The organism is Bacillus sp. z33 (genome assembly GCF_058313615.1).
In genome coordinates this window covers 491331-517537 of sequence record NZ_JBZFQN010000002.1, presented here as the reverse complement: position 1 = coordinate 517537, position 26207 = coordinate 491331, and the positions used below count along the sequence as shown (strand labels likewise).

At 36.2% G+C, this 26207-nt stretch carries 21 protein-coding genes and 1 riboswitch; of the genes, 7 read left to right on the top strand and 14 right to left on the bottom strand.

The annotated features are described in order from the left end of the window. Positions 1-109: 109 nt before the first annotated feature. Positions 110-853: an SDR family NAD(P)-dependent oxidoreductase gene (locus tag AC4G3L_RS09540; protein WP_491076721.1), complete on the bottom strand. Its 744-nt coding sequence runs from the start codon at positions 851-853 to the stop codon at positions 110-112. 215 nt (positions 854-1068) lie between these two features. On the opposite strand from AC4G3L_RS09540, the gene AC4G3L_RS09535 reads away from it, so the two are divergent. Further along, positions 1069-1566: a sigma-70 family RNA polymerase sigma factor gene (locus AC4G3L_RS09535; RefSeq protein WP_491076720.1), complete on the top strand. Its 498-nt coding sequence runs from the start codon at positions 1069-1071 to the stop codon at positions 1564-1566. Positions 1567-1637: 71 nt separating this feature from the next. Here AC4G3L_RS09535 and ykzS read toward each other — a convergent pair whose 3' ends face one another. Then, positions 1638-1832: a protein YkzS gene (ykzS, locus tag AC4G3L_RS09530; RefSeq protein WP_491076719.1), complete on the bottom strand. Its 195-nt coding sequence runs from the start codon at positions 1830-1832 to the stop codon at positions 1638-1640. A gap of 269 nt (positions 1833-2101) precedes the next feature. Between ykzS and AC4G3L_RS09525 the strand changes: the two genes are divergently transcribed. Together AC4G3L_RS09525 and map are read left to right on the top strand one after the other, a co-directional pair. Then, positions 2102-2281 carry a YkvS family protein gene (locus AC4G3L_RS09525; RefSeq protein ID WP_491077180.1) on the top strand — a complete coding sequence of 60 codons (180 nt, stop codon included), beginning with the start codon at positions 2102-2104 and terminating at the stop codon, positions 2279-2281. Positions 2282-2449: 168 nt separating this feature from the next. Then, on the top strand, positions 2450-3193 hold the full coding sequence (gene map / locus AC4G3L_RS09520) for a type I methionyl aminopeptidase (RefSeq protein WP_491076718.1): 744 nt from the start codon (positions 2450-2452) through the stop codon (positions 3191-3193). Positions 3194-3283: 90 nt separating this feature from the next. Here the strand turns inward: map and AC4G3L_RS09515 are convergent, their stop codons facing one another. The 6 genes from AC4G3L_RS09515 to AC4G3L_RS09490 all read right to left on the bottom strand — a co-directional run bounded on the left by AC4G3L_RS09515 (position 3284) and on the right by AC4G3L_RS09490 (position 11621). Continuing rightward, positions 3284-4309, bottom strand: coding sequence for a YkvI family membrane protein (locus tag AC4G3L_RS09515; protein WP_491076717.1), 1026 nt, complete (start codon positions 4307-4309; stop codon positions 3284-3286). 291 nt (positions 4310-4600) lie between these two features. Next, the gene (locus tag AC4G3L_RS09510) at positions 4601-5035 is read right to left on the bottom strand and encodes a MarR family winged helix-turn-helix transcriptional regulator (RefSeq protein WP_491076716.1); all 435 of its coding nucleotides are present in this window, start codon (positions 5033-5035) and stop codon (positions 4601-4603) included. 571 nt (positions 5036-5606) lie between these two features. Continuing rightward, on the bottom strand, positions 5607-5777 hold the full coding sequence (locus tag AC4G3L_RS09505) for a Spo0E family sporulation regulatory protein-aspartic acid phosphatase (RefSeq protein ID WP_491076715.1): 171 nt from the start codon (positions 5775-5777) through the stop codon (positions 5607-5609). Between the two features lie 207 nt (positions 5778-5984). Next, positions 5985-8156 carry an ATP-binding protein gene (locus tag AC4G3L_RS09500; protein ID WP_491076714.1) on the bottom strand — a complete coding sequence of 724 codons (2172 nt, stop codon included), beginning with the start codon at positions 8154-8156 and terminating at the stop codon, positions 5985-5987. Positions 8157-8307: 151 nt separating this feature from the next. Then, positions 8308-10608 (bottom strand): thiamine pyrophosphate-dependent enzyme, encoded by a 2301-nt coding sequence (locus tag AC4G3L_RS09495; protein WP_491076713.1) that lies wholly within the window; start codon positions 10606-10608, stop codon positions 8308-8310. Next, positions 10608-11621, bottom strand: coding sequence for a 2-oxoacid:acceptor oxidoreductase family protein (locus AC4G3L_RS09490; protein ID WP_491076712.1), 1014 nt, complete (start codon positions 11619-11621; stop codon positions 10608-10610). Before AC4G3L_RS09490 ends, AC4G3L_RS09495 begins: the two co-directional genes overlap by 1 nt. Before the next feature lie 341 nt (positions 11622-11962). On the opposite strand from AC4G3L_RS09490, the gene AC4G3L_RS09485 reads away from it, so the two are divergent. Continuing rightward, complete coding sequence (locus AC4G3L_RS09485) at positions 11963-13033, top strand: acyltransferase family protein (RefSeq protein WP_491076711.1); 1071 nt, start codon at positions 11963-11965, stop codon at positions 13031-13033. Positions 13034-13228: 195 nt separating this feature from the next. Next, positions 13229-14986: a B12-binding domain-containing radical SAM protein gene (locus tag AC4G3L_RS09480; RefSeq protein WP_491076710.1), complete on the top strand. Its 1758-nt coding sequence runs from the start codon at positions 13229-13231 to the stop codon at positions 14984-14986. Positions 14987-15019: 33 nt separating this feature from the next. Here AC4G3L_RS09480 and ykzP read toward each other — a convergent pair whose 3' ends face one another. Further along, positions 15020-15175: a protein YkzP gene (gene ykzP / locus AC4G3L_RS09475; protein ID WP_491076709.1), complete on the bottom strand. Its 156-nt coding sequence runs from the start codon at positions 15173-15175 to the stop codon at positions 15020-15022. Positions 15176-15368: 193 nt separating this feature from the next. On the opposite strand from ykzP, the gene AC4G3L_RS09470 reads away from it, so the two are divergent. Continuing rightward, entirely contained in the window at positions 15369-15563 is a 195-nt protein-coding gene (locus tag AC4G3L_RS09470; RefSeq protein ID WP_491076708.1) for an alpha/beta-type small acid-soluble spore protein, read from the top strand. Positions 15564-15742: 179 nt separating this feature from the next. Here the strand turns inward: AC4G3L_RS09470 and AC4G3L_RS09465 are convergent, their stop codons facing one another. From AC4G3L_RS09465 to AC4G3L_RS09450, 4 genes are all read right to left on the bottom strand, one after another. Next, complete coding sequence (locus AC4G3L_RS09465; RefSeq protein WP_491076707.1) at positions 15743-16519, bottom strand: TerC family protein; 777 nt, start codon at positions 16517-16519, stop codon at positions 15743-15745. A gap of 19 nt (positions 16520-16538) precedes the next feature. Next, positions 16539-16698: riboswitch (yybP-ykoY riboswitch) on the bottom strand. A 71-nt stretch (positions 16699-16769) separates the two neighbouring features. Beyond that, positions 16770-18314, bottom strand: a complete 1545-nt coding sequence (locus AC4G3L_RS09460) for an aldehyde dehydrogenase family protein (RefSeq protein ID WP_491076706.1) — start codon at positions 18312-18314, stop codon at positions 16770-16772. Between the two features lie 16 nt (positions 18315-18330). Beyond that, positions 18331-19428 carry an SDR family oxidoreductase gene (locus AC4G3L_RS09455; RefSeq protein ID WP_491076705.1) on the bottom strand — a complete coding sequence of 366 codons (1098 nt, stop codon included), beginning with the start codon at positions 19426-19428 and terminating at the stop codon, positions 18331-18333. A gap of 131 nt (positions 19429-19559) precedes the next feature. After that, positions 19560-21140, bottom strand: a complete 1581-nt coding sequence (locus AC4G3L_RS09450) for a peptide chain release factor 3 (protein ID WP_491076704.1) — start codon at positions 21138-21140, stop codon at positions 19560-19562. Positions 21141-21770: 630 nt separating this feature from the next. Here AC4G3L_RS09450 and AC4G3L_RS09445 point away from each other — a divergent pair. Further along, complete coding sequence (locus tag AC4G3L_RS09445) at positions 21771-22610, top strand: formate/nitrite transporter family protein (RefSeq protein ID WP_491076703.1); 840 nt, start codon at positions 21771-21773, stop codon at positions 22608-22610. Positions 22611-22675: 65 nt separating this feature from the next. Here AC4G3L_RS09445 and AC4G3L_RS09440 read toward each other — a convergent pair whose 3' ends face one another. Continuing rightward, positions 22676-26206 (bottom strand): AAA family ATPase, encoded by a 3531-nt coding sequence (locus AC4G3L_RS09440; RefSeq protein ID WP_491076702.1) that lies wholly within the window; start codon positions 26204-26206, stop codon positions 22676-22678. Between the last annotated feature and the right edge of the window lies 1 nt (position 26207).

The window sequence follows — 26207 nt, the reverse complement described above, 5'->3', positions numbered from 1 at the left end:
AGCTTGGCAATACAAGTAAGTATTGTATATCTTTCTCGATTTTACAACAAAGGTATTTATAATGACAAATTTGAAGAACCTGTCCAATCATTTTATCTATTAAAATATATCAATCTTTATAAATCATTTTTCTGGTCATACCGCCATCAATCACCAAATTTTCTCCATTAATAAAATCGTTTTCGGGGTCACTTAAAAACAAGCATGCTTTTGCTATGTCTGATGGCTTTCCGACTCTGCCTGAGAAATGCTGAGTGTGATCCATTTCACGTAAAGCAGAGTAATTATCCGTTTGGATCCAGCCAGGGCTTATACTATTTACACAAATGCCTTTTTCAGCTAATGAAGCGCTTAATGCATGAGTTAGGGCAAGGATTCCACCTTTTGACGCAGCATAGGCTTCTGAATTTGGTTCAGATTGGATTGCACGGGTAGACGCAATATTAATAATCGAACCACCCTCTTCGTCCATGATTTTAGCTCCTTCTCTTGAAAGGATAAATACACTTCGTAAATTTGTATTAATAATACGATCCCATTCTTCTGTTTCCAACTCAAAAAACGGAGTAAATGCTGACACCCCCGCATTATTTATAAGGATGTTGAGCTTATTCCATTTATCTTTAATTACTTTCATTAGATGAAGGCAGTCTTCTTCTTTACTGAGATCAGCTCCAATAAATGAAACTTCGTGTCCCTTTCCCCTTAAATCTGCTTCTACTACCCTTCCTGTTTCTTCCTCTATATCGGTTAATACAACAGTTGCTCCCTTTAATGCATATTGTGTTGCGATTTCTTTTCCAATTCCGTTTGCAGCGCCCGTTACTAATACAACTTGATTTTTACTATTCATATGCCAATTTCCTTTCTTAAATTATTAAAATGTACAGATTCCACAAAATAAGTCCATAATTTTAAAAATATAATCCATTTTAATTAAAAATAAACGATTTTCGGCTAAATAACACATCATATTTTCGTATTTCATTTTTTTACAACAACGAACTTACCCCTTACTTTAGAGATACCCGGGAAAATAGAGGTCGCTCCTCACAAGGAAGGGTCAATGTGGATAATTTTGATTCATTAGTTAGCCAATATAATCCATTAATTCATCATATGATAAAAAAGCTTCATATCATATGTGATCATGATGAATATTATCAAATAGGATTAATTGCTCTTTGGGAGGCAAGCCTTAACTTTGATCCAGCAAAAGGTCAATTCCTCTCTTATGCATATAAATCCATACAAGGTAAAATGCTTATACAGCTTTGTAAGTCAACTAAAATAAGTGAAAGAGAATCAAAAAAATCACCTGAATACTGGGATCTTTTAAAAGTTGAAGATGATGTGCTTAGCCTGGAATGGTACTTTCCTAAGCCTTTACTTACATCCTTAACAAATAACCAATATAATTGGCTGTTTGAATACATTCAATTTGGTAAAACCATTACAGATATTGCATACGAATACAACACAACCTATGCAACGGTAAAATCCTGGAAACAAACGACATTAAAAAAAATAAAGGGCTATCTTCATACGCATCCAGACGCTTTCTAACTGTAAATGTTCTTCTTACGCCATAAACTAACACAAACCCAATTTTAAGCAATTGGGTTTGTCTATTCCATTTAACTACGGGGATCCTTAAAATATTGATAGGTTAGATCACCGCCTATATGAGCTGTACCGCGAAAATGTTTAAAATCTTCCCTCTCCACTAGCACAGAGCGAAAAGCCATGAAATCCTGTTTTTTAACATCCAGTTTATCTATATCGCCATTCTTTAATTGATCAAATAATGATTGAATTTCTTCTTTATTCATTAACATAACCTCCTTAGTTATACATCAACATCATACTCTTTAACTCCCATCGTAAACAAGTATTCCATATGGTCAGAAAAATAGTGATTATTTGCTCTATTAAGATTCCAATTAATCACAATTTATACTATAATTACAATATTAATTCCACATAAACTAAATAGTAGGGATTTTTACTATATAAGCAACCTTCCAATCCCCATATTCAAAGATAAGTTTACTATTTAGATATCTTGACAACTTTACTAAACTGAAAAGGTGTGAACATGATGAAGAAAGCTGATGTAGGCAATTTGATTGAATTTCGCAATGGTTTACGCGGAATTGTTGAGAAAGTGAATGAAAACTCTGTCATTGTGGATTTAACTTTAATGGAGAATTTTGATGAATTGGAGCTGGAAGAAAAAACGGTTGTCAATCATAAAAATTATAAAATTATATACGAATAATCTAAAGAACGAGGCTTAATTGTCCTCGTTTTTATTTTTAGCCTTAACATCCCTTACTTTAATTTTGTTAGAAACTTAGATATAATAATAAGAATCGATTCCATTTGGAACCTTTCAACTAAACTTTTCATACGAATGAAGAGCATAACAGAAAGCGGGTTTAGTATCATGATTGTAAAAAACGATAAAGACTTAGAAGGATTAAAAGCAGTAGGCGCAGTAGTCTCACGTGTCAGGGAAACTCTGAAAGCCGCAACAGTTCCTGGGATTACAACGTTGGAACTTGACTTAATCGCAAAGAAATTATTTGAAGAAACAGGTGCTGTGTCTGCTCCAAAAAACGAGTATGATTTCCCCGGATATACATGTATCAGCGTGAACGAAGAAGTAGCTCATGGAATTCCAGGTAAACGGATTATAAACGAAGGCGATATGGTAAATATCGATGTCTCCGCCGTATTAAATGGATATTATGGTGATACGGGCATTTCATTTCCCGTCGGCTCTACAACCAGTCAAAAAGAAAACTTATGCCAATGTGCAGTAGATGCCTTCCATCACGGAATCAGCAAAGCAAAAGCCGGATCCAAAAAAAATCAAATTGGTAAAGCTGTTTACAATACAGCCAAACAAAATGGATTTAATGTAATTAAAAACCTAACTGGCCATGGAATTGGAAGAAGCCTGCATGAAAAACCAGATCATATTTTAAACTATTATGATCCATGGGATTCTGAACTTCTTCAGGAAGGCACTGTTTTAGCTGTTGAACCGTTTATCTCCACAAAAGCTACAATGGTGACAGAAGCCGGTGATGGCTGGACGTTTATAACAAGCGATAAGAGCTTGGTTGCACAATGTGAGCACACCATTATCGTGACAAAAAATGAACCGATTATTTTAACTTTATAAATAAAAACACTAAAGAGAAGGGAAACTCCCTTCTCTTTCTTTATGCCTGCTATACAGGGAGCTTTTATCCCTCACTAATGGTAACAGGTCTTATTTTCTCACAGCTATTAATAGTAAAAAGCTTAAACTAATGTACCCAAAAATCGGATACAACAAAGAAATTAACGGGCCGTAATCCATCTGTCCTACACATAAACAAATCGCGAATATCCCAACATAAAGCGACCAGGAAGGTAATTCGGTTGTTTTTTTCAGTTGCCTTTCAAGCCCAAAGGCATTCCCAATTAAGCTTGAAAAAATTTCTCCAAAAATAATGAATAAATAGAGCCCATATAAAAACGGTGCAATCTGTTTCATTACATAGGCAGTTGGTATATTCATAAGCCCTATTCCCGTCACGGATGATAGGGAAATATGGCTGCTCACCAAAATAATGGCTAATATAAAACCTCCTAAATTAGCCCCTTTTCGGATTATATTTTCATCCTGAATTTCGACTGCAAGCGGGACAAGGACAGCCTGCGTCAATGCCAGATTAAATGCCGCATAGGAAAAGGGTGATAAAATGATTTTCCAGCTAACTGAATCCGGAACGTTAAACAAAGTATGGATAGGATTGATATTGACTATAGAAATGCACATTAGGGCTAAATTAAAGACAATCATCGCCGGCACCACAAACGTATTAATCGATAATAATCCCTTAGTCCCCCAGCTCATCACAACAACTGAGAGAAACGTCGTAAAAATCATTCCACCGGTTTTAGAAAAGCCTAATTGCTCTTCAAACAGGCTGCCAACTCCTGCCATCATAACACCTGTAACCCCAATCAGCATACCCATAAACAGAATATTGACAACAAAGGATATACTTTTACCGAATAGCCAATCGTTGAATTCCATATAATTTTTTAAATTTTTATGTAAAGCAATAATCATTATTTTACTGCCAATCCTAATAAAGATAAAACCTGCAAGGACAATGCCAAATAAACCATAAATTCCATATTGGGTAAAAAATTCATATATTTCCTTACCAGTTGCAAAACCCGCTCCAATTACCGTACCAACATATACAGCTGCAACCTGGAAGATACTTACACGCTCATTATTCACCCTTGTCCCTCCCCCGCTTATTCTCACTTTATGCAGGTTGAGTGTCTTTATGAATAAATGTTTTTTGCAAGGCCTTGGATGGAATATAGCCCATTTGAAATATAAAAAGACATCTCTCCTATCTTGGAATAATCAGAGTATATATGACACTGTCTGTTCATTACTCAAATCTGGTCAATTTCATCAGGCAAAAAATAGCTGTCGAAATAATCGACAGCTAACCTATGTATAAGAGCTTATCCTATTCTTTTATTAGAATACAGACCTCTATGATTAAATGGGTACAGATATTTATTTAAGAGGGACAGATTTGCCTATTTTTTTTAGAAGTTCAATCACAATTTTTTTCTCTTCAGCTGTTAAATCATCCATTAAACCCTCAATTCGTTCCTGATGCTCAGGAAATATACCTTCCAGGAATTCCTTGCCCTTATCAGTTATTTGCGCATAGGTCACACGTCTGTCAGAAGGGCTTGCAACTCTTTTTAATAATTGTTTTTTTTCCAGTTTATCTACAACATAGGTTATACTGCCACTGGCAAGTAATATTTTATCTCCTATATGCTGCAATGGCTGATCTCCTTTATGATAAAGAAGTTCAAGTACTGCAAATTCGGTAGGGTTAACTCCTGATTTTTGAATATATTTATTTGTATAGTCACTGATTGCCCGGTAAGCTCTCGACAGGACAATAAATATTTTTAAAGATTGATTTTGTTCTTCCATATCTAATCACCTACATTTGACGGTTAAAATTCAGATTATCATCCGCGTAATTATACTTCTTTCCATTTAAAAAGTAAAACTATATAGTAATGGTGTTATTCGTATTTATACAATAGTTCAATCTTCCGATTATGGTGGTCCTACTACCTTTCTGTTCCTCTAGTCTATTTGAGGCTATAATTTTCTTTTATAAGTATACATCTTAAGAGCAGAGTCATTGAAACTTAAGAAGATTTTGGCTGGAAGAAGTATACGGAAGATATAAAAGTTTTAGTTCATACAGTTTGGGTGTCCCCATAAGCTTTCATTAGCATCTGTTCCGATTATGTTGACTCGCAGAATGGTATATGAATCAGCCTAGCCCTAATACATCGGATGAACCTACTGAGGAGGATTGGATTAATTGCTCTTACCTAAAACTGTTTGAAAGGTCGGATTCGGCTTTGCATCTTACACTTGATCCTAAGAGAATAGCCATACAGTATGGAGGAGTTGTTTTAAAAAAAACGGAGTAATACTCAATTAAGAGACAACGCCAATAACAATCTTTAATCATTCCTAAAACAATTTACTAACTAACTATTGAGTATTCCATTCTGATATGCTCTATTATTAACTGGTCAAGCTGCCTGCTCAATTTTAATGTTCCTTCATCTAAAAAACCATTTGTCGTGGCATGACTAATCATCTTTTCTCTTATAGTTCGTATGGCTGTTTCAAGACTTTCTTTTCGATTCTGCAAGAAAAAGCTCCTCCTTCTAATTTCCACAAATACATTAAAAAGAATTATGCCAAAATTACAAAACATTGTAAATACTATCGCAAAAATAGACAAAAAACAATGATGATTACTTATTTTTTATACATTATTCAGCAAAATCCTCAAATCAAAAAATAAGAAACCCCCATTGGATGAAAGAGTTTCTCACTTCCTCATATTTCTTTATTATTATGAGAATTCATGATTAATAGGCAGATAGATTTGAAACAGAGTTCCTTTCCCTTCTTCACTTGCCACTTCAATCCAGCCGGCATGCTCTTCAATAATTTTATAGGTAACCATCAATCCGAGACCTGTACCCTTTTCTTTGGTTGTATAAAATGGTTCTCCTAACTTATCAAGGACAGCCTCTGAGATTCCAGTTCCATAATCCTGTATCGAAATTATTACATGATTATCAAAAAATAATTCTGTTGTAATATCAATAAATCCACCTGCAGGCATGGCTTCAATAGCATTTTTGATTAAATTTATAAAAACTTGCTTAAGTTGGTTGCTCTCACAATGGATCGGAGGGATTTTGGAAAAATGTGTATGAAATTGAATATTCAGCATAGATGCCTGTGCGCTTAAAAGATCCAACGTATTAGCAATAATGGTATTAACCTGTTTGACTTGATAGGAAACAGCCTGTGGCTTTGCAAGGATTAGAAAGTCCGTGATTATCGTTTCAATTCTTTGCAATTCAGATGATATAACCTGAAAATACGTTGAATATTCGCCATGTAAACTTCCTTCCAGCAATTGAATAAAACCTTTCAAAGCAGTCATCGGGTTTCTGATTTCATGGGCAATCCCAGCAGCCAACTCTCCCACTACATTTAATGTGTCTGATTTTTTCAATTGTTCCTCCATCCTTAGTTTATCCGTTACATCTCTAAAGATTGTTAAATTCTTACCAGGTATTATATCCAGCCTCGATGAAAAATCCAGTTGTTTACTTTGTCCGTCTCTGCATGCAAGTTCACACACAAAGTGATGGTGTTTATTTTTGTTAATTAACGATATATGCCTCTGTAAATGTTTGATCTGCTGGCCGCTCAGCTTAAATATTTCTCGTAATCCTTTGTTTTGTATATCCTTAATTGGAGCCCCAATAATCGCAGCCCCAGGTTCATTAATATCAAAAATCCTGCCGTCTGAACCCCAGATAATAATCCCATCAAAAGTACCGTCAAAAATTTTCTTGAATTTATTTTCTGATATGCGAAGCTCTTGTTCCATCTCTCGCTTATCACTAATATCCTTACAGAGAAAAAGGGTATATGGACTTTTGCTAATCTGTTTCTTTGTTAACTCAAGAATCTTCTTTTTCCCACTTGAAAAATGGCAGATTAGTTCCGTTTTCTCTTGGTCATCCATGCTTTTCAAAGTTTCCGAATAGAATAAGGTATCTGTCTTATCACCTCTGATATCCATTATATTCATATTGATTAAGTCTACATGGGACTTTTCAAACAAGGCACAAACATGTTCATTGGCCTGAAGGATCTTTCCTTTAGAATCTACCATAAAAATCCCATCCATTGATTGGCAAAACACATTTTGAATTCCTTCAATCAGATGATGATGATCCGATTCTTCAAGGACATCATAGATAACCGTATAGTATAAACCGCTGTAAAAATTAAAATGGGTAGTATATTGGTATGTAATCTCCTTTGAATCCACTAGAAGTTCAATTAGACGCAAATTGGAACTATTCGAAGGTAAGTGATTGAGTATTGTTTCAAAGTTATCTTTGTAAGCCGTTGTAATAAATTGATATAGGCTTTTTCCAAGAATTTTTGCTTTATCTATATTTACGAGCTCACAAAATGCTTTATTTCCATCTACAATAATACCTTCTTTTGTATGGATGATGATATAGCACTTTAAGTCATTTATGATATCGACGTACAGATTATCCTGACTTGCATCACCCTTCTTAAACCCATTATTTGATGGAAGTAACATATAGGTTATCCTCTCAGAATGTGGATCCAGAACAGCATTTACTTCAAGTCCAACTGTAAATGGTCCAGAAGCCTTTAAAAACCATTTATCCTCTGAATAACCCTTCTGATTCAATTTACTAATATGGTCTTCAATGAACGTATTGGGTACTGATAAAAGAAACTCCCGTAGATTACCAGGTGAACCCTCGCTCCCTAACTGCCTGTACAAATTAACCGCCTGCTCATTTTTTGATATTATATTCAATTCCATATCTGTTATAATAATGGCTTTTGTAAATAAGGAAAAAAAGTGCTCCCATGTTTGCTGACTTGTACGCAAATTTGTATTTTCTTCAATCATACTTGTATTATTTTCCCGTCCATTCAAATCCGTATTAGTCAAGGGGGATCCTCCTCACACTAGTGACATATGATACGATACTTATTCTACAAAATTATGGAAAAACCTTTTTTAATTAACCAGAACCAGACTAAAAACCCCCGAAAGAGATTCATTTATCGAATCTCTTTCGGGGGTTTGAAAGACGAAACAGTTAAAGAGTAGGATTCTCATGCTTGGCAAGCAATTGATTCCATCTTCTATTCACTTCTTGTTCAAATTCCTCTAGCATCCAGGCATTCTCTTCTTTTAGCAAATGCTTAGTTTTCCCCATATACGTTAACCATTCGGATAGTTCAATCCGCTTTTTCCTTGCTTCCGGGTTATACGTTATGGTTGTCTCTCCATTTTCAACTTCATACAGCGGGAAGAAACATGAATTCACAGCTGCTTCCATAATTTTTGTTCCATAGCGTTCTTCTGCTTTCCAATTCAATGGACAGGTGATTAAAATTTTACCGTATACAGTCCCTATATTTTGTGCATACCATTGCGCTTTAGCCGCTTTTTTAATTAAATCCTGCGGGAAGGCTTCTGATCCTGTAAAAACATAGGGAATACCAGTCGCAGCCATTATTTGAGCTGTGTCTTTATGGTGGAACGCTTTTCCTTTTTGCGCTCTCCCTACCCCTGTTGTACTTGTCATATGGCCCATTGGTGTAGAATAGGACATTTGCGAACCAGTATTCATATAGCCCTCATTATCGTACTCAAGCATAATTAGTTTATGATTACGTAAAGCTGTCCCAATAGCGGAACCCATTCCAATATCCATTCCACCATCTCCGGTAATCATGATAAAAGTCGCGTCATCACTGATGGAAATTTCACCCCGGCGTTTTTTCTCTAAAAATGCTTCGAGAGTTCCGGATAACGTCGCTGGTCCATTTTGGAAAAGATTGTGTATCATCGTCTGTTTATGAGAACTGTAAGGATAAGCTGTTGTCACTACATAGGCACAACCTGTTTGAAACAGGACCACAATATCCCCTTCAATTCCTTTAAAGAACAATTCCAATGCAGGGAAGATTCCACAACCCGGACATGCTCCATGACCTGAAGCCAAACGCTTCGGCTTGCTCATCAATGAGCGTAAAGGAGGAATACGAACCTTTAATTTTCCGCTCTCCTCATCTGGGGTAACCTGAATAAGCCCTGTTTTATATTCATCACCACTATGTGACTCTACTGAAGGCTCTGGCGCGACTTCAGGAATTCCCGGATTGACCCCGTAATAATCAAATGTTTTTTCAATGGAGCCGTTATTTAATGCTTGCAGCGTCATTTCAAAAAATGCTTTTGCATCTTCAGGATAAAAGTCTTTTCCTCCCAAACCAAACACACGGCTTAACACAATTGTTTGGTTATCTCGATCTTCCTGTAAGGCCGATTTCACTTCATGAGTCAAATTAGGACCATTCGCACCATAGGAATCTGCTCGCTCTCCAACTAATAGCACTTTCACATTCTTAAGAGCCTGTCTGATTTCTTCAGCCGGGAACGGACGGATGATATTAGGGCTGATTACACCAGCTTTAATGCCTTGTTTTCTTAAATCATCGACAACATCCTTGGCTGTTTCAGCTGCTGAATTCAACAGGAATAAAGCTACTTCCGCATCTTCCATCTCATAAAGATCCAGAGTTTCATATTGACGTCCTGATAGTTCTGCATATTCACTAGCCACCTGCTTATAGATCTCCCCTGCCTTATACATGGCTTCCGACTGCTGGTAGTGATTATTCATTAAGTCATCCCCGTTCATATGGGCACCAATCGTTACGGGATTATGAATATCAACATGCGGAAAATTAGTTGGCGTTTCGCCTACAAATTTCTGAACAACAGCTCTGTCACTAAAATAGTTCACTTTTCTCTTTTGATGAGAGGTAAAGAATCCATCATAAGCAACCATAACCGGTAAACGAACATCCGCATGCTCTGAAATTTTTAAAGCCATGATATTCATATCGTAAACAGCTTGTGGCGTTCGGGCAGTTAAAATGATCCAACCTGTATTTAAAGCAAAGTATAAATCAGAATGATCTCCCCGAATATCAAGTGGACCACTGATCGACCTTGTCACAAGGTTCATCACCATTGGAAAACGGGTACCTGATTGAACCGGCAACTGTTCGAGCATATACATGAGACCATTTGCACTTGTTGCATTAAACACCCTGGCTCCTGTAACAGCAGCACCATAACAAATTCCTGCTGAACCATGTTCTCCATCAGCTGCAATCAACTGGATATCGTGTTCACCTCTTGATCTCATAATATCTAAATACTGAGCAATTTCAGTTGAGGGGGTAATGGGGAAGTATCCCATGACATGATAATTAATTTGGGCTGCCGCCATTGCTGCCATTTCATTACCTGATTCAAAGGTAGTCACTTGTTCGGCCATTTTATCCTTTACCAATTCAGACAGTTCCATTTCTGATATCGCCATTATTTCATCTCCCCTGCTTCAGTTGATAACGTTTGTTTTACAGTATTTTTCTCAGCAAACCCTATAATTTCTCGCATTTCCTGGAGAGCGCTAGTTGGACACGCTTCTATACATTTTAAGCAGCCTTTACAGTATTGATAATCAATTCCTGTTAAAAACATTTGCTTACGCCCGCGCTTATCTTCTCCCTCTTCCCAGACAAAACAAAAATCCGGGCATGCTGTATCACAGGCAGAACAATGTATACATTTTTCAACATCCCATTCAGGCAAAAACCCTTGTCTAGATCCGGATAAATCTTTTAGTATGCTATTTCCCTGAGCGATAATCGTGCCACCAATGACTTGGGTTTCATATCCCAATGCCGGTAATTCTCGTTTATAACTTTTACCTTCTGCATCTTTAGGTGCTTCATAGTGCTTAAAACTTACTTCATGATAACCCCGTTCAAATGTACGAATATTCGGCTCAACTAAATGCGGATATTTCTTTTCAAATGTTTTTCTAATAACTTCTTTCATCGATTCCGGATTAAGGAAATCACATATACGGAATAAGGCTCCAAGCATAGCCGTATTTACCTTGGTCTTTTCTTCAACTGCTATACCAAGGGCATCGACTATAGCTAATGTCCCATATTGGAGATTTAAATCCTTTCTTATTTGATCGAACATCCTCGTCGAATTAACGAGCACAATTCCATCCGGACGTAGGCCGCTCACAACATCGACCATTTTATACAATGCTTCATGAAAAACTCCGATAACATGCGGTTCTTCAATCGGACTGTGATCACGTATTTCAGTGCCCGCATCACAGAAACGCACAAAACTCTTCACTGGGGATCCTTTTTTTTCAGAACCATAAGAAGAGAAGTTGGACCCATTAAATCCATGCCCAAGTACACCTGATTCAGCAAGCATCTTCCCAGCCAGATTCGCCCCAAGTCCTCCGATTGACTCCAGGCGAATCTCATAAAAACCTTGTTGATTCTTTTTTGGAAGAACGGTCATTTATCTTTCCTCCCTATTTCCTTACGATAAAATTTGCGGTTTACCTATAGATATTTATTACAAATATATTGAAAGTTAATAAATACAGTTCTCGTTGGTATTATTTTTATATTGAATCTGTTAGCTGTTTTCCATTTAAACTATATACAACAGCTATCTATATTTTTGTATTACAGATACATCCCAATCTACCATTTAGATTATAGTACGGAAATAGATGATTATCACATTGATAATCATGGTTTAATTGGATGGTTATACTAATTTTCCATCTGACTTGTTTATTACCTTTAAGAAGGGGAATAATAGAAAGAATTTGCCAGGAAATTTAGGAGGCAGCTATGAGGCAGAGAGAAAGCTATTTTGACAATGCAAAATTCATATTAATGTTCTTTGTTGTCTTTGGTCATATTTTACGAACGTATATTAATGAAAATGAAACAATCTATGCTCTATATAATACAATTTACACCTTTCATATGCCTGCTTTTATATTACTCTCAGGTTTTTTTGCAAAAGGCTTTAAGAAAAAAGGCTATATAAAGAAACTGAGCACGAAATTAATTCTTCCCTATTTACTTTTCCAAGTTCTCTATACGCTTTATTATTATTATTTATTCGATAAATCAACTCTTAGGTTCGAAGCATTGGAACCTAACTGGTCCCTGTGGTTTCTATTAAGTCTATTCTTTTGGAATTTAATGCTTTTCGCTTTTACAAAATTTAAACCTTTAGTAGGTATTGGATTAGCAATCGGAATTTCTTTACTGATCGGATATTTTGATACAATCTCTACTTATCTCAGTTTATCGCGGACATTTGTCTTTTTCCCGTTTTTCCTGATAGGCTATCATTTACAAAAAGAACATTTTCAAAAAATAACGACTGTAAAAAATAAAGTTTTCGCATTGGCATCCTTTGGTATAATTTTTATTTGGTTCACCTTTTTTCCAGAGTTAGACTCCCAATGGCTACTCGGTTCAAAGCCTTATTCTGAGATTGAAACTGTATCGTACCTGTCTATGTTTAAACGACTTGGATTTTTCACCATTAATTTTTTTATGATTATGAGCTTTATGGTCCTTGTGCCTAAGGGAAGTTATTTTTTTACAAGTTGGGGCAAGCAAACCCTATATGTATATTTATTGCATGGCTTTTTTGTACGTACTTTCAGATTTACAAGTTTTAATGAATACTTTACGACAGTAGAAAGTTATATTTTATTGGCAGCAATGTCGTTGATCATTACAATTATTCTGTCAAGTACTCTAGTCAGATCAATTACACAGCCCATGATTGAGTTTAATACCCGTCATACAAAAATAATGCTGTATAAATTAAAAGGCTATTTACATTTTTATAAACAAAAATTTGATTTATCTAAATCCATGAATCGCAGTCCTTCAGAATAAGAAATATTCCGAAGGACTTTTTCTTTATTATTTCAGCGTCCTTTTATCATAGCCCTATTATTCCTTCTGTTATCTCTCATGAATAAATAGTACCAGCCTTAAATCTTATGTAAAATAACACCATTACTGTAAAGCCATTCACATATATGATAATATGAATTGTTAGCAAACGGTGAAAGGAAGTATGACAAATACATGAGAATTATTGGAACTACTTTAAATGCCAAATATATTCATACCAATTTAGCCCTTCGTTATTTAAAAGCTTATGCAGCACCGGAGTATAATGTAGAAATCATTGAATACACCATTAAAGATCCGGTTATGAACATCGTTACGGACTTGTATAACCAAAAGCCAGATGTCATTGGCTTTAGTTGTTATATTTGGAATATGGAAGAAATAAAAAAAGTCATTACGATACTCAAAAAAATTAATCCGGATATCTACATTGTGCTTGGCGGTCCAGAGGTGACATACGATCCATTCTTCTGGCTTAAAGACATACCTGGAGCTGATTTTATTGTAATAGGTGAAGGAGAAGCCACATTTAAAAATCTTATAGCTGAAATAGATGGCAATAAAGACTTTCACAGTGTTCAGGGAATAGCGTTTCTTGAAGGTGAAAAACCTATCCTGACACCTGCTGCTCCAAAGGTAGATTTAAAGTCTATTCCATCACCATTTAGATTTGAAGAGGACATCCCTAACTTATCGAAGCGGATTACGTATATTGAAACAAGCCGTGGTTGCCCTTTTAACTGTCAGTTCTGCCTCTCATCCATTGAAACCGGCGTTCGTTTCTTTAACAGAGAGGATATTAAAGAAGACATTCGATTTCTGATGAAAAATGGTGCAAGAACGATTAAATTTATGGACCGAACTTTTAATATCAGCCGTAGCTATGCTCTCGATATATTTGAATTTCTCATTAAAGAACATGAACCAGGTTGTGTTTTTCAATTTGAAATTACAGCGGATATTATGAAGCCTGAAGTAATTGAATACTTAAACAAAGAAGCTCCTCCCGGCTTATTCCGCTTTGAGATCGGAGTCCAATCAACAAATGATTATACGAATGAATTAGTAAAACGAAAACAAAACTTCGACAAATTAAAACGCACAGTCACCATGATTAAAGACGGCGGGAAAGTAGATCAGCATCTAGATTTAATTGCGGGCCTACCTGAAGAGAATTATAACTCCTTCCGAAAAACATTTGATGATGTGTTTGAAATGCGGCCAGAAGAACTACAATTAGGCTTTTTAAAAATGCTTCGAGGTACAGGTTTGAGAACTCAGGCTAAACAATGGGATTATCAATATATGGATCAAGCCCCATATGAAATTGTCAGCAATAATGTAATGCCGTTTTCCGATATCATAAAAATCAAGCAGGTTGAGGATGTACTGGAGAAATACTGGAATGATCATCGATTGGATCTGGGAATGGAGTATATAGTTAGCACTGTTTATAGCTCTCCCTTTGATTTCTTCCAGGAATTCGGAAGCTATTGGGACAAAAAAAATTGGTCCCGTATCGGTCATCAGCCGGAGGATTTATTTAAACGCCTGGTTGAATTTATCAGCGTTACGCATCCTCAGAATCTCGATACACTTAAATCACTATTAAAAGTGGATTATTTATCACCACTTACCTTTAAACCACGTAAACCATGGTGGGAATATTCTATGACTAAGACAGAGAAATCTCCTATTTATCAGGCTGTTTTGTCTAATCCTCACTTGGTTGGAGAAGAATTTAAAGAACTGAAATTAAATGAAAAAGAACTCTATAAGCATGTACTGATTGATGAACTTTCCATTGATATGATGCATTATTTAGAAACAGGCGAAATCATAACGGCTCAGACCTTGTTGATTGCATACTTCAATCCTAAACTTGGCGGTTCAAAGCTTTTTTATGTACATTCTGATGTATTTACAAAATGAATAGAGCTCGACTGATGTCGAGTCTCTATTTTTTTATTTGCCTTGTTTACCACGTTTGGAATTACGGTTTGCCCCCTTCATAGGATTCTCACCATGTGTAAATTCTGCGGAAAACTCTGTATCCTCCAGATTTTTTTTAGGTGTTTTACTCAGTTTATTAACTGCATTCATTTCAGCCTTGCGTTTCATTTTAGACACTCCTTTCCTTTTCTGTTAGTATCCGTTTCAATTTTCAGTTTCATGCAGAATTTCTTCCTTACTTAAAAGGGAAACCATGCCTATTCATCCATACAATAAACTGCATTAGATTATAGCTTTCATCCATATTAAAAATGTGGACGAATCATAACGTCCACAGTAATAGCAATGTGAGGTGAATGAAATGTCCAACAGTAATAAATTATTGGTACCAGGTGTACAACAAATGCTTGATCAATATAAATATGAAATAGCTGCCGAATTCGGCGTTACATTAGGTTCAGATACGGTTTCCCGTGCAAATGGTTCAGTAGGTGGAGAAATAACAAAACAGCTTGTTAAACATGCACAAGCGCAACTAGGCGGAAAAACTAAATAAATGGCATAAAAATGTCCGGTCAAAACCGGACATTTTAGACTGTAAGCAAAGTACCTTGGGAGACCTTGTCTACAGTATTTTTCTTTTTTGCTGTTCTCTCCTATCCGGTTTCCCGCAGAACTAAAAAACCGGAATACTTGGCAGAAACCATGTATTCCGGTAATCATACAACTATTAAATTACATTTCCTGATCAATTTGGTTATTGGCTTTAACATCTTTACCTGAGACAAGGAATCCAATGACAACAATTGCTACTAGTACACCCCAGAAGATGAGTTTCCATGTTGTTGACTCTGGGAAATGATGATCAATGATTGCAACGCCTGGATGTGCAAAAGTCATGACTGCAAGCTTCACTCCAACCCAGCCGACAATAAGAAAAGCTGCTGTCTCAAGGGATGGACGTTTGTTCAGCAATACAACAAACTGTGTTGCTGCAAACCTCATAATGACCAAACCAATGAATCCTCCAAGGAACATGACGATGAATTGTCCCCCATTAATGCCTCCAATTTGGAAAGAACCAACTTCCGGTAAAGTAACAGCCAGAGCAACAGCTGCAAGCATAGAGTCAACCGCAAACGCCAGGTCTGCTACCTCGACTTTCAGAACAGTCATCCAAAAACCGGATTGCTTTCTTTCCTTAACATTTTCTCCTTCGGATTTTATTAGGTAGTGTTTTACTAAATAATTAATCATAATATATAGCAGATATACGGCTCCAATCGCCTGTATTTGCCACATATCAACAAGTAAGGAAATCAGGAATAAGGAACCAATCCTAAAGAAGAAAGCTCCAATCAATCCATAAAATAATGCTTTTTTCTGTTGTTCCTTCGGAAGATGCTTAACCATAACAGCCATAACGACTGCATTATCGGCTGCCAAAATTCCTTCAAGTCCAACTAACACCAATAATACCCAGGCATACTCCATAAATATTGCCCAATCCATAAGTCCAATTACCTCCTTAAATTTTCCAACCCAACAAAAAAGACCAATGCCAAAAAAGTATCTTTTTGACAAAGGTCTTGCTAGACATTGTTTAGATGCCAACAAAGCCGATGGTAAAAAACCACGTAATGACGACTTTGTTTTAGGTTTCCCTAACGCTACTCCCCTTTGAAAGGTTTGTATGAAGTTTGTATACCTTATTATATTGGCTCCCATTTAGAAGTGCAAGCAATAACTTATAAAATCGAATTCATTTTGATAGTTTAATAAGTTTTAAATATTCCTTGAGCACAGTAATCATTGATGACTGTTTACCAAAATAGGCAGTTAAGAGTGAATGGAAATGCTGATATTTCCCTTTATAAGGGTACCACTGAATTTCTGATTTTTTGAATCCCAAATCTTCCATCACCGCTTTTTCATGACAAAATATACGAAGGCCTTCATCTCCATGATACCTTCCTATTCCACTATCTTTAACACCTCCAAAAGGCAGATTATTATTGGCAACTGTTATTAATACATCATTAATTAGGACAGCACCTGACATTAGCCTTTTGGCAGTGTTTCTTCCTTTTTCCTTATTCGTAGTCCAAACACTGGCATTTAAACCGTAATTGGAATTATTAGCTGCACGTATGGCATCTTCTTCCGTATCGACAGTTAAAATAGGCAGAATAGGCCCAAAGGTTTCCTCCTGCATAACCAGCATATCTTCTGTGACGTTTGTTAATACGATGGGTTTAATATACATAGAATTTTCATCCCATTCCGCTGGCGGTTCTCCGGTTAGAATTGTTGCTCCTTTTTCAAGTGCATCTTCAACATGCTCTCTTACAATAGATATTTGCTGAATAGAGGTCATAGAACCAATATCTGAATCTTTGCCATTCCCTTGCTTTAATTGATTAACAATGGGTAACAGTTCCTGTAAAAAAGGTTCAAGTGCTTCACGCTCAATAATTAACCTTTCTACACTCATGCAAACTTGGCCGCTGTTCGTAAAAGCTCCCCAAACAGCTGCTTGGGCTGCGCGCTTCAAATCAGCATCATTAAACACAATCATCGGATCCTTTCCGCCCAATTCAAGAGTGGTAGGAATGAGATCGCGTGCTGCTATTTCCTGAATAATTCTCCCCGTTGCAACAGAACCGGTAAAAAATATATAATCTGGTTTCTGTTTAGTCAGACTAGAACCAAGTTCTTTACCACCATGCGCTACCTGAAAGACATCCTTTGGGAACCCTGCCTCCTCAAATAGGCCTTCTATCATTTTACCCACTGCTGGAGTAACTTCAGATGGTTTTAAAATAACTGTGTTTCCGCCCGCAAGTGCCGATACAATAGGGACCATCGCTAAAAGGAACGGATAATTCCATGGAGATATAACCAATACAACTCCTCTTGGCATGTAGTGAATACTCGATTTGTGACCAATCAACAAAAATGGCGTACTCACTTTTTGAGATTTCAATGACTTTTTGGCATGTTTCTCAATGTGCTTAATGGCATCCAGGGTTGGCATAATATCAGCCACTAAAGCATCCGTTTTCACTTTTCCAGTATCCTTAGAAATAAGTTCAGCTATCTCATCAAGCCTATCAACAATAGTCAATCTCAATTGCTTAAGATAGAGTAGACGTTCTTCAACGTTTACTTGTGACCAGGGAACAAATGCATTTTTTGCTTTATTCATCATTTCACCAGCAGAACTTGCCGGTGTCTCTTCATACTGCATAATTACTTCCCCAGTTGCAGGTGCATATACATTTACTTTTTCTTTTAAGGCTTCCATATTTGTTCCTCCTCAATTATGTAATCGCTATATGAAATGCCCGATTATTCTTATTGGCTCTATAATATTCTACCATTGGTGTCACGCCCTCTTTAAAATCAGGACATTTAATGCCCCCTTCAGCAAGATCAGCCTGTGCCTGGGTACAGTCAAAATCTCCTTTCCATGTAAAATAGTCGAGAGATTCTACTTCCACACCCAAAAATTTTCTTAAGGGTTTGATTGATAAAGCCATTTTGGTCATTCCAAATGGAATATAACCTATTGGTTGCTTATCATTATACTCTTTCATAAACATCTTATAAATATCTGTAACCGTATAAGGTTTTGGGTCCGTTAAATGATAAGTTTTCCCAGCACCTTTAGGGCTCAACGTCAGATAGGCTGTTGCCTTTATGATATAGTCAACAGGAACCAAATTTATAACACAGGTCGATTTTGTTATGTTGGGGATAATTGGAAGGAACTTGATTCTGTCCAAGAAATTTAATATAAAATATGGGCCATCAAACTTAATGGTTTCTCCAGTCAATGTGTTTCCTTTCACGATACCTGGTCTTATAACTGTAACAGGTACTTGATGCATGATTTTCCGAACTAGAACTTCCGCTTCATATTTGGTTTCTTCATAATAATTTTTGAATTGGTCTGGCCTGATAAGTTCATGCTCATATAATTTTCCTTCACGCCTTCCAGCCACATAGGCTGTACTGAAATAAGTATATCTTTTTAAGTTAGGAAGGGATAATACATATTCATTTACATTGCGTGTTCCTTCTACATTAACCGAATAGGCTAAATTTTTTGGGACGGCTAAATCATAAATGGCAGCCAAGTGAAAGAAATGAGTAATATCTTCTTTTTTGAAACCGTTTTCTTTTTTACTTATGTTTAAATTTGGTTTTGTGATGTCCCCTTCCATGAGAATAAACTGTTTTTCATCTAGATGAAGATCGTTTAAAATTTTCAATCTTTCATTTACAGCCTTATGCCATTCAGATGGCAGTACAACAGCAATCAATTTATCAAATAACTGATCCTGTTTTCTTAATTCTCTTATTAATTGATTTGAAATAAAACCTGGAAAACCGGTGAAAAAATAGACATGTTTCATTCTTCACTCTCCTATCATCCTCTTTTCCTATTTTAAGAATATTTAGAAAAATATGTCAACATTTAATTGTTATAGAACAGTAAAAAGCAGGATTTCTTCCCTTACTGGGTTAAAATCCTGCTTAAACTTAATTAACGTTCATGCTGATCCATTGGATTATATAGTTCGATAGAAGGGTTTTTCTCTTGGAACCAACGTAAAGCAAAGTCATTTTCAAATAAGAAAGCATATTGATCATAGCGGTCACGGACTAGAATACTTCTTGAGCTTGAAAGCTTTTCATCGATTTTTTCATTTGTTGTCCAACGCGCAATCTTGTCACCCATTCTTTCCATGATGACTTCTGTGTTGTATTCGTTTTTCATACGGTGCTCGAATACTTCAAATTGCAACTGTCCGACTGCTCCAAGAATATAGGATTCAATCCCAACCGTTTTAAATAATTGAATGGCACCTTCCTGCACCAACTGGTGGATTCCTTTATGAAAATGCTTTTGCTTCAACACATTTTTGGCACTTACACGTACAAACATCTCAGGTGTAAATTGTGGCAATCGTTCGAATGAGAACGCTTCTTTCCCCGAAGTTAGTGTATCACCAATCTGATAGGTTCCTGTGTCATATAATCCTATAATATCTCCGGCTACTGCTTCAGCAATATTATTTCTTTCCTCAGCAAGAAATTGTGTAGAATTATTAAGTTTCATCGGCTTGCCAGTTCGGCTTAATTGAACAGTCATTCCTCGTTCAAACTTCCCGGAACATATGCGTAAAAATGCAATCCGGTCACGGTGCATAGGATTCATATTCGCCTGAATTTTAAATATGAATCCGGAAAAAGTATCCTGAATCGGTTCAACTGGACCCATGGTGGAAGGTCTTGGCTGTGGCTTTGGTGCAAACTCTAAATACGTATCCAAAAACGTTTGTACACCAAAGTTTGTCAGGGCACTTCCAAAAAATACAGGAATTAATTCACCATTTTTTACTTTTTCACGTGAAAATTCATTACCTGCCTCATTTAATAAAAGAACTTCTTCCAATGTTTGCTCATATAAAGGAGATTCAACAATTGAATGATCTCCAGCCACTTCGCCTTCTTCATTTAATTTTAAATAATGTTCGTCATCCTCGGCTTTAAACATCTCAATACGGTTATAATAACGGTCATATATACCGAGGAAGTCCTTACCCATCCCAATTGGCCAATTCATTGGATAGGACTCTATTCCAAGTACTTCTTCCAGTTCCGCCAATAACTCAAGCGGTAATTTACCTTGTCGGTCCATTTTATTAATAAATGTAAAGATTGGAATACCTCTCATACGGCAAACTTTAAATAATTTCAGTGTCTGTGCTTCTATCCCTTTGGCTGCGTCAATAATCATAACCGCACTATCCACTGCCATTAACGTACGATACGTATCTTCACTGAAATCTTGGTGTCCAGGTGTGTCAAGGATATTAACACGTGTCCCATTATAATCAAACTGCATAACACTGGAGGTTACAGAAATCCCACGTTGTTTCTCAATTTCCATCCAGTCACTTGTCGCAAATTTGCCGGTTTTTCGTCCTTTTACAGTACCCGCATCACGGATTGCGCCTCCAAATAACAGCAATTTTTCTGTTAATGTTGTCTTACCTGCATCCGGGTGAGAAATAATTGCGAAGGTCCTTCTTGATTCAATCTGTTCTTTTAAATTAGTCATGTGAGCCATCCTTTTATATATAGTGAAACTTTCTACTATTCATATCCTGACAATTTCCAACAATACTTTAAAGCCTGCTAAACAATTTGAATAGCTGCTTGATCCCCAAAATACGCTAGTATGGTGATTCCTTATATTATTAGAGTCCTTAAATACATCTTATCAAATATACCATGTAAAAAAATAATATGTGAATAGGCGAACCATAAGTTTTAATCAAACAGTCATATTTTCTCATATATAGTGAATCACAGTCAATTCGTGTTCATACAAGTATTTTATTAATCATTGGGGCAAAGTAAGTTTACAAAAAAAAAAAACGAGCAATCATGCCCGTCCCTTACGCTATTTTTTTCTCTTCGTTATTTTTTTTGTAATATAACTAATCAAAAGTGGCGCAGCTGCTGCAATGATTCTTTTAAAGATTTTATTTTTCAAAATAATCACCATCCTTATACTTCCTATACCCGTATTACATGGAAGATAATCACACGATTAAGCATGTTTTACCTTATTTGAATAGATAAGCCTATCAGAAAAGTGAATAATTTCACAAACTTATTGATTAATTAAAGAAGTCATAGTAGTTTATTAAATGGACATTTTTTCAACACAGGAGGATTTAACATCATGGAAGAACAAGGATTACAGTATTTAGTTGCCCTTGCCAATAAAAAGAAAAAATTGTTAGACCATTTCCCTCTTCATTATTTCTTGAGAGCAATGATGGCAGGAATATTTGTAGGGTTTGTCATCATTACCTGCTTCAGAACAGGAGAATATTTCAGAGTAGCCGATTCACCTTTCGCTTACCTTTTCCCTGCCCTTTTTTTTGGTATCGCATTAATATTAATTATTTATGGCGGTGCAGAATTATTTACGGGTAATACCGCTTATTTCACAGTTGCTTATATGCGTAATGCCGTTACACTGAGAGATTTAGGCAGAAACTGGGGCGCTTGCTATCTTGGGAATGCTGTTGGAGCCATTTTCTTTGCCGTTCTATTTTATCTTACGGGCATATTTAGCCATATTCCAAACGAGCATTTAATGCATGAAATTGTATCCTATAAAATGCATGGATCTGTTACAGCTTTATTCTTTAAAGGGATCCTTTGTAACTGGCTTGTTTGTTTAGCTTGTTACTTGCCTAGCCAAGTAAAAGGTGACGGAGCTAAAATGGGAATGATGATCGCAGTCGTATTTTTATTCTTCTCATCAGGCTTTGAACATAGCATTGCGAACTTATCTTTATTCTCTATTGCTTTAGTATCACCGCACCCTGATACCATTACAATCGGAAATGCGATTTACAATTTAATTCCCGTTACTTTAGGAAATATTGTCGGTGGAGCGATTTTTGTAGGAATGTTATATCAATTCTTAAGTAAATCAAGTACAAAGCTTCAATTACAGGATAACATGAATAAAATCACTGAAATCACAGAGAAACAGAAAAATACAAAATAATTCATACTCAAATGAAACCAACAGAAAGAAGACCAATTCACACTTTATGAATTGGTCTTCTTTATTTAATTCAGGACTGCCTCTTTATGAATGTGTATCATTTGATAATCCTCTCCATCGAGTGTTTGCTCCAACAAGTGAACTAAATGATAATGATGAGTAAAAAAGATTACTTGAGTCTTTTTTGATAAATCTTTTAAGATCGATAAAGTGACCTTAGATCGGTCATTATCAAAGTGAACTAAAATGTCATCGACGATAAATGGGATAGGTTCATTTTCTTCACAATATTTTTCAATACTCGCAACCCTTAAAGATAAATATAATTGATCTTTTGTCCCATCACTCATCGCTTCAATTCCAATTTTCTCATTATTTCTGAGACCCATTAGCACTTCTTCATCTTTATCATTATAATCAACGGTCAACCCTTCAAAGGAGTTCAAGGTTAATTTCGCAAAAAGCTTTGATGCTTTTGTTAAAATCGGATTTTGATTTTCAGAACGGAAATATTCTATACCCTTCTGTAATACAAAGGTAGCTAATTTTTTTTGGACATATTGATCGGTCAATTCCGCCAGCTCAGCCAAAATACTTTCTCTTTCTTCAGCGGACTGAACAGCTGCGTATGAATTCCCCTTAATCTTTTCTTCATATTCTTTTCTGCAAACACCAAAGATTTGGTTTTGCTCCGTTCTTTTCTCTTCCAAATCGGCAAGCTCTGTCTTCAATTCTGCCATTTGACTTTCCAAAAAATCTAAATCAAGCTTATCTATTTCATCTTTCATTTCTTGAATCGATAAGCCATTGCCAATCTCAAGTAACACCTTCTCCAGATTAATTAATTCTCCAGATAGCTTTTGCTTTTGTCGATATTTATCTTCAATAATTTGCATTTCCTCGATAGTCTTTACACGAGCTGTCTGTAACAATTCATCAAGACGATTAAGCGCCATCTCCTTCTTATCCTTCGCTAATCGATATTCTTTTTTTCGTTTATCCAATTGCGCATTCCATTCGAGTTGATTTTGTTTACACTTTTTCTGCTCCTGCAACTGATTGGTTAAATCATAGACAAACGATTGGATATTTATAGGTTCGGGTAACTGTAAAGTGTCAGCTACGATTCTGATATGGTCTAAATATTCACGGACAAATAAAATGCCAGCTTTTGCTTTGCTATTAATATCAGTCCATTCATCATACGTAGCTGTCAATTCATTGTACTTATCAAGCATTTCCAATGTGTAATCAATTGAAGCCTGTCTTTCAACTTGCAAGGGGCTAGTAGCTTCCTTCCATGCCTCTTGCCAATTGACTAACTCACTTTGCTTACTCGCAACCTCTTGCTCGATTTGTTTAAGATCAGCAGCCTTGCTCTTCCACTCTTTTTCCAACGAATTTCTCTCATTGATACGCTCTGTTGCTAAATGGATTACCCTATTTGCTTCTCTGATTAAGTCAGTAAGAGTCCATTCTGATACTTGAGCATCTAGATCATCGGTTAATTCAGAAAGGGCAAGGTATAGGCGGCTTTTGATGGCTAATCGTTTTTCTGTCAGCTCATCCCAAAGTTTCTGTTTCTTTTTATATTCGCCTTGATTCTGTTTAATAACCGTGTATTTTCTTACCCATTCTTTCATTTCAATTGGCGATAATGGCTCAATACTGAACGGTTCCCAAAGCTCGTTCCATTTCTGGAAAAACTGACTCATCTCATCTTTGAGGCACTCAAGTTTTGTCTCTGCGGTAGCAATCTTGGTTTCTGATCTCTTAATATCCTGCAAAGACTTATTCTTCATGCCCACTTTTGCAGATTCTTTCCACATAATATCTGAAAGCTCATCCGTTGTTTTCAAATCATGCTCGAATTTATCTTCTACCTCAAGCTGGCTGCAGTAATCCTCAATTAATTCACGATCAATGACTTCACCTTTAAGTTTATTTTTAATTAAGCTCCAACCACGGTCACGAATCTGACGGCTTTTCTGTAAATCATCTTCTGTAGGAATAACAGACAAGGCTTCTAATTCAGCAATTGATTTTTCTGCTTCCAGAATAATCGTTTTCTCAACTTTAATACCACGTTCCAAATTAGTTTTATCTTCATTAAATCTTTCAAGTTGCTCGATGTACTGATTAATGGTTTCTTCTAAAATGGAAATATAAAAGGAATCAAACTCCTCTATCGAACCCTCCCATAGTGGTAAATAGTTGAGCTCTTCCATTGTTTTGTCTTTAAGATCCTTTATTTCCTGTGATAGAACATCAATAGTTTTTTCGATATTTCCTTCTATTTGGGCGTGGTCAAGTACAAGTTTAAGCTTGGCAATATCCTTTACCTCTCCAAAACCTTCCCATTTCGCACGCATTAATGCAACAGTTTCCCTTAAACTTTCATGTCGTTTATTAATTTCTTTTATCGTTTCATGTAAGATCCCATATTGCTTATAAAGCATACGGATCTTTTCTTTGCGAGAAATGGCAATTCTAAAATCCTCAATATTGACACTATCTACACTACGATAGCCCAGCTTAATGAGAATATCGTTCATCCGATTAAGCGCCTGCTCAGCCTTTGCCTCATTTACATGTAAGTCTTTATTTTCTTTCTCGTATGCACCAACTTGGCTGAAAAGAGATTGAATCATAGACTCACATGTTAAAAGTTTTTCATCGATATCCAGTTTGGCTAACTTTTCTTCGAGCGCCATTATTTCTGTATGGGATATTTTAGCATTTTCATCAGAATGTTTTAATTCATTTAATACATTTTCTCTTTGTAAATTAAAATCGTTGGGTAAATCCGGAATTTCAGTGAAGCTCTTTTGTTGCTCGATTAATGTGTCTCTTTCAATAAGAATCGGAGCAGCTTGGTTTAGCTTGGATAATTTTTTTAGAGTTGCGTCTACCTGGAGGTACTGCTCCCTTAATTCATCCAGCTGTTTCTTACCATGATGATAATCATCCTCCAGCTGCTTCCATTGTCTGGCAAGCATTTGCGAATCATTAAGTCGGCGAGCTAATTCTTTTTCTTTCTTTAATAATTCATTAATCCTTGGTTTTGAGCCACCTGATTTATATAATTCCTTACTTGCCGAATCAAATTCTTGCATAATTTTCTTTACTGCATTAATCCCAGAGGCCGCAGCAAACAAACTTTCTCCGACGCTACCATTTGACTCTAGCAAGGCTTCTCCGCCTTCCCGCAGAGTTTCATGATTGAGTGCAAACATATTTCGAAATGTTTCCTCTGACAACACATTTATATACGGTGATAAAACATTGTCTGGTAACGCTTCTCCGTTTTCACTAAGAATGGTCTTTGACTTTCCTTTTCTTCGTACGAAGGACAAAGAGTTACCTGATGAATTGGATAGGCGGGCCTTTATACGTAAATTTGAATTGGGATGTATAAATGAATCCTTAGAATTATGCGGAATGCCATACAAGAGTTGAGTAATGGAACGCAGCATAGTACTCTTTCCAGCTTCATTATTTCCATACAGGACGTGTAAAGATTGATTTGGTTGAAAGGTAACCGGATAATCAGTAAAATGACCAAACGCAGTCAGATTTAACTCTTCAAAACGCATG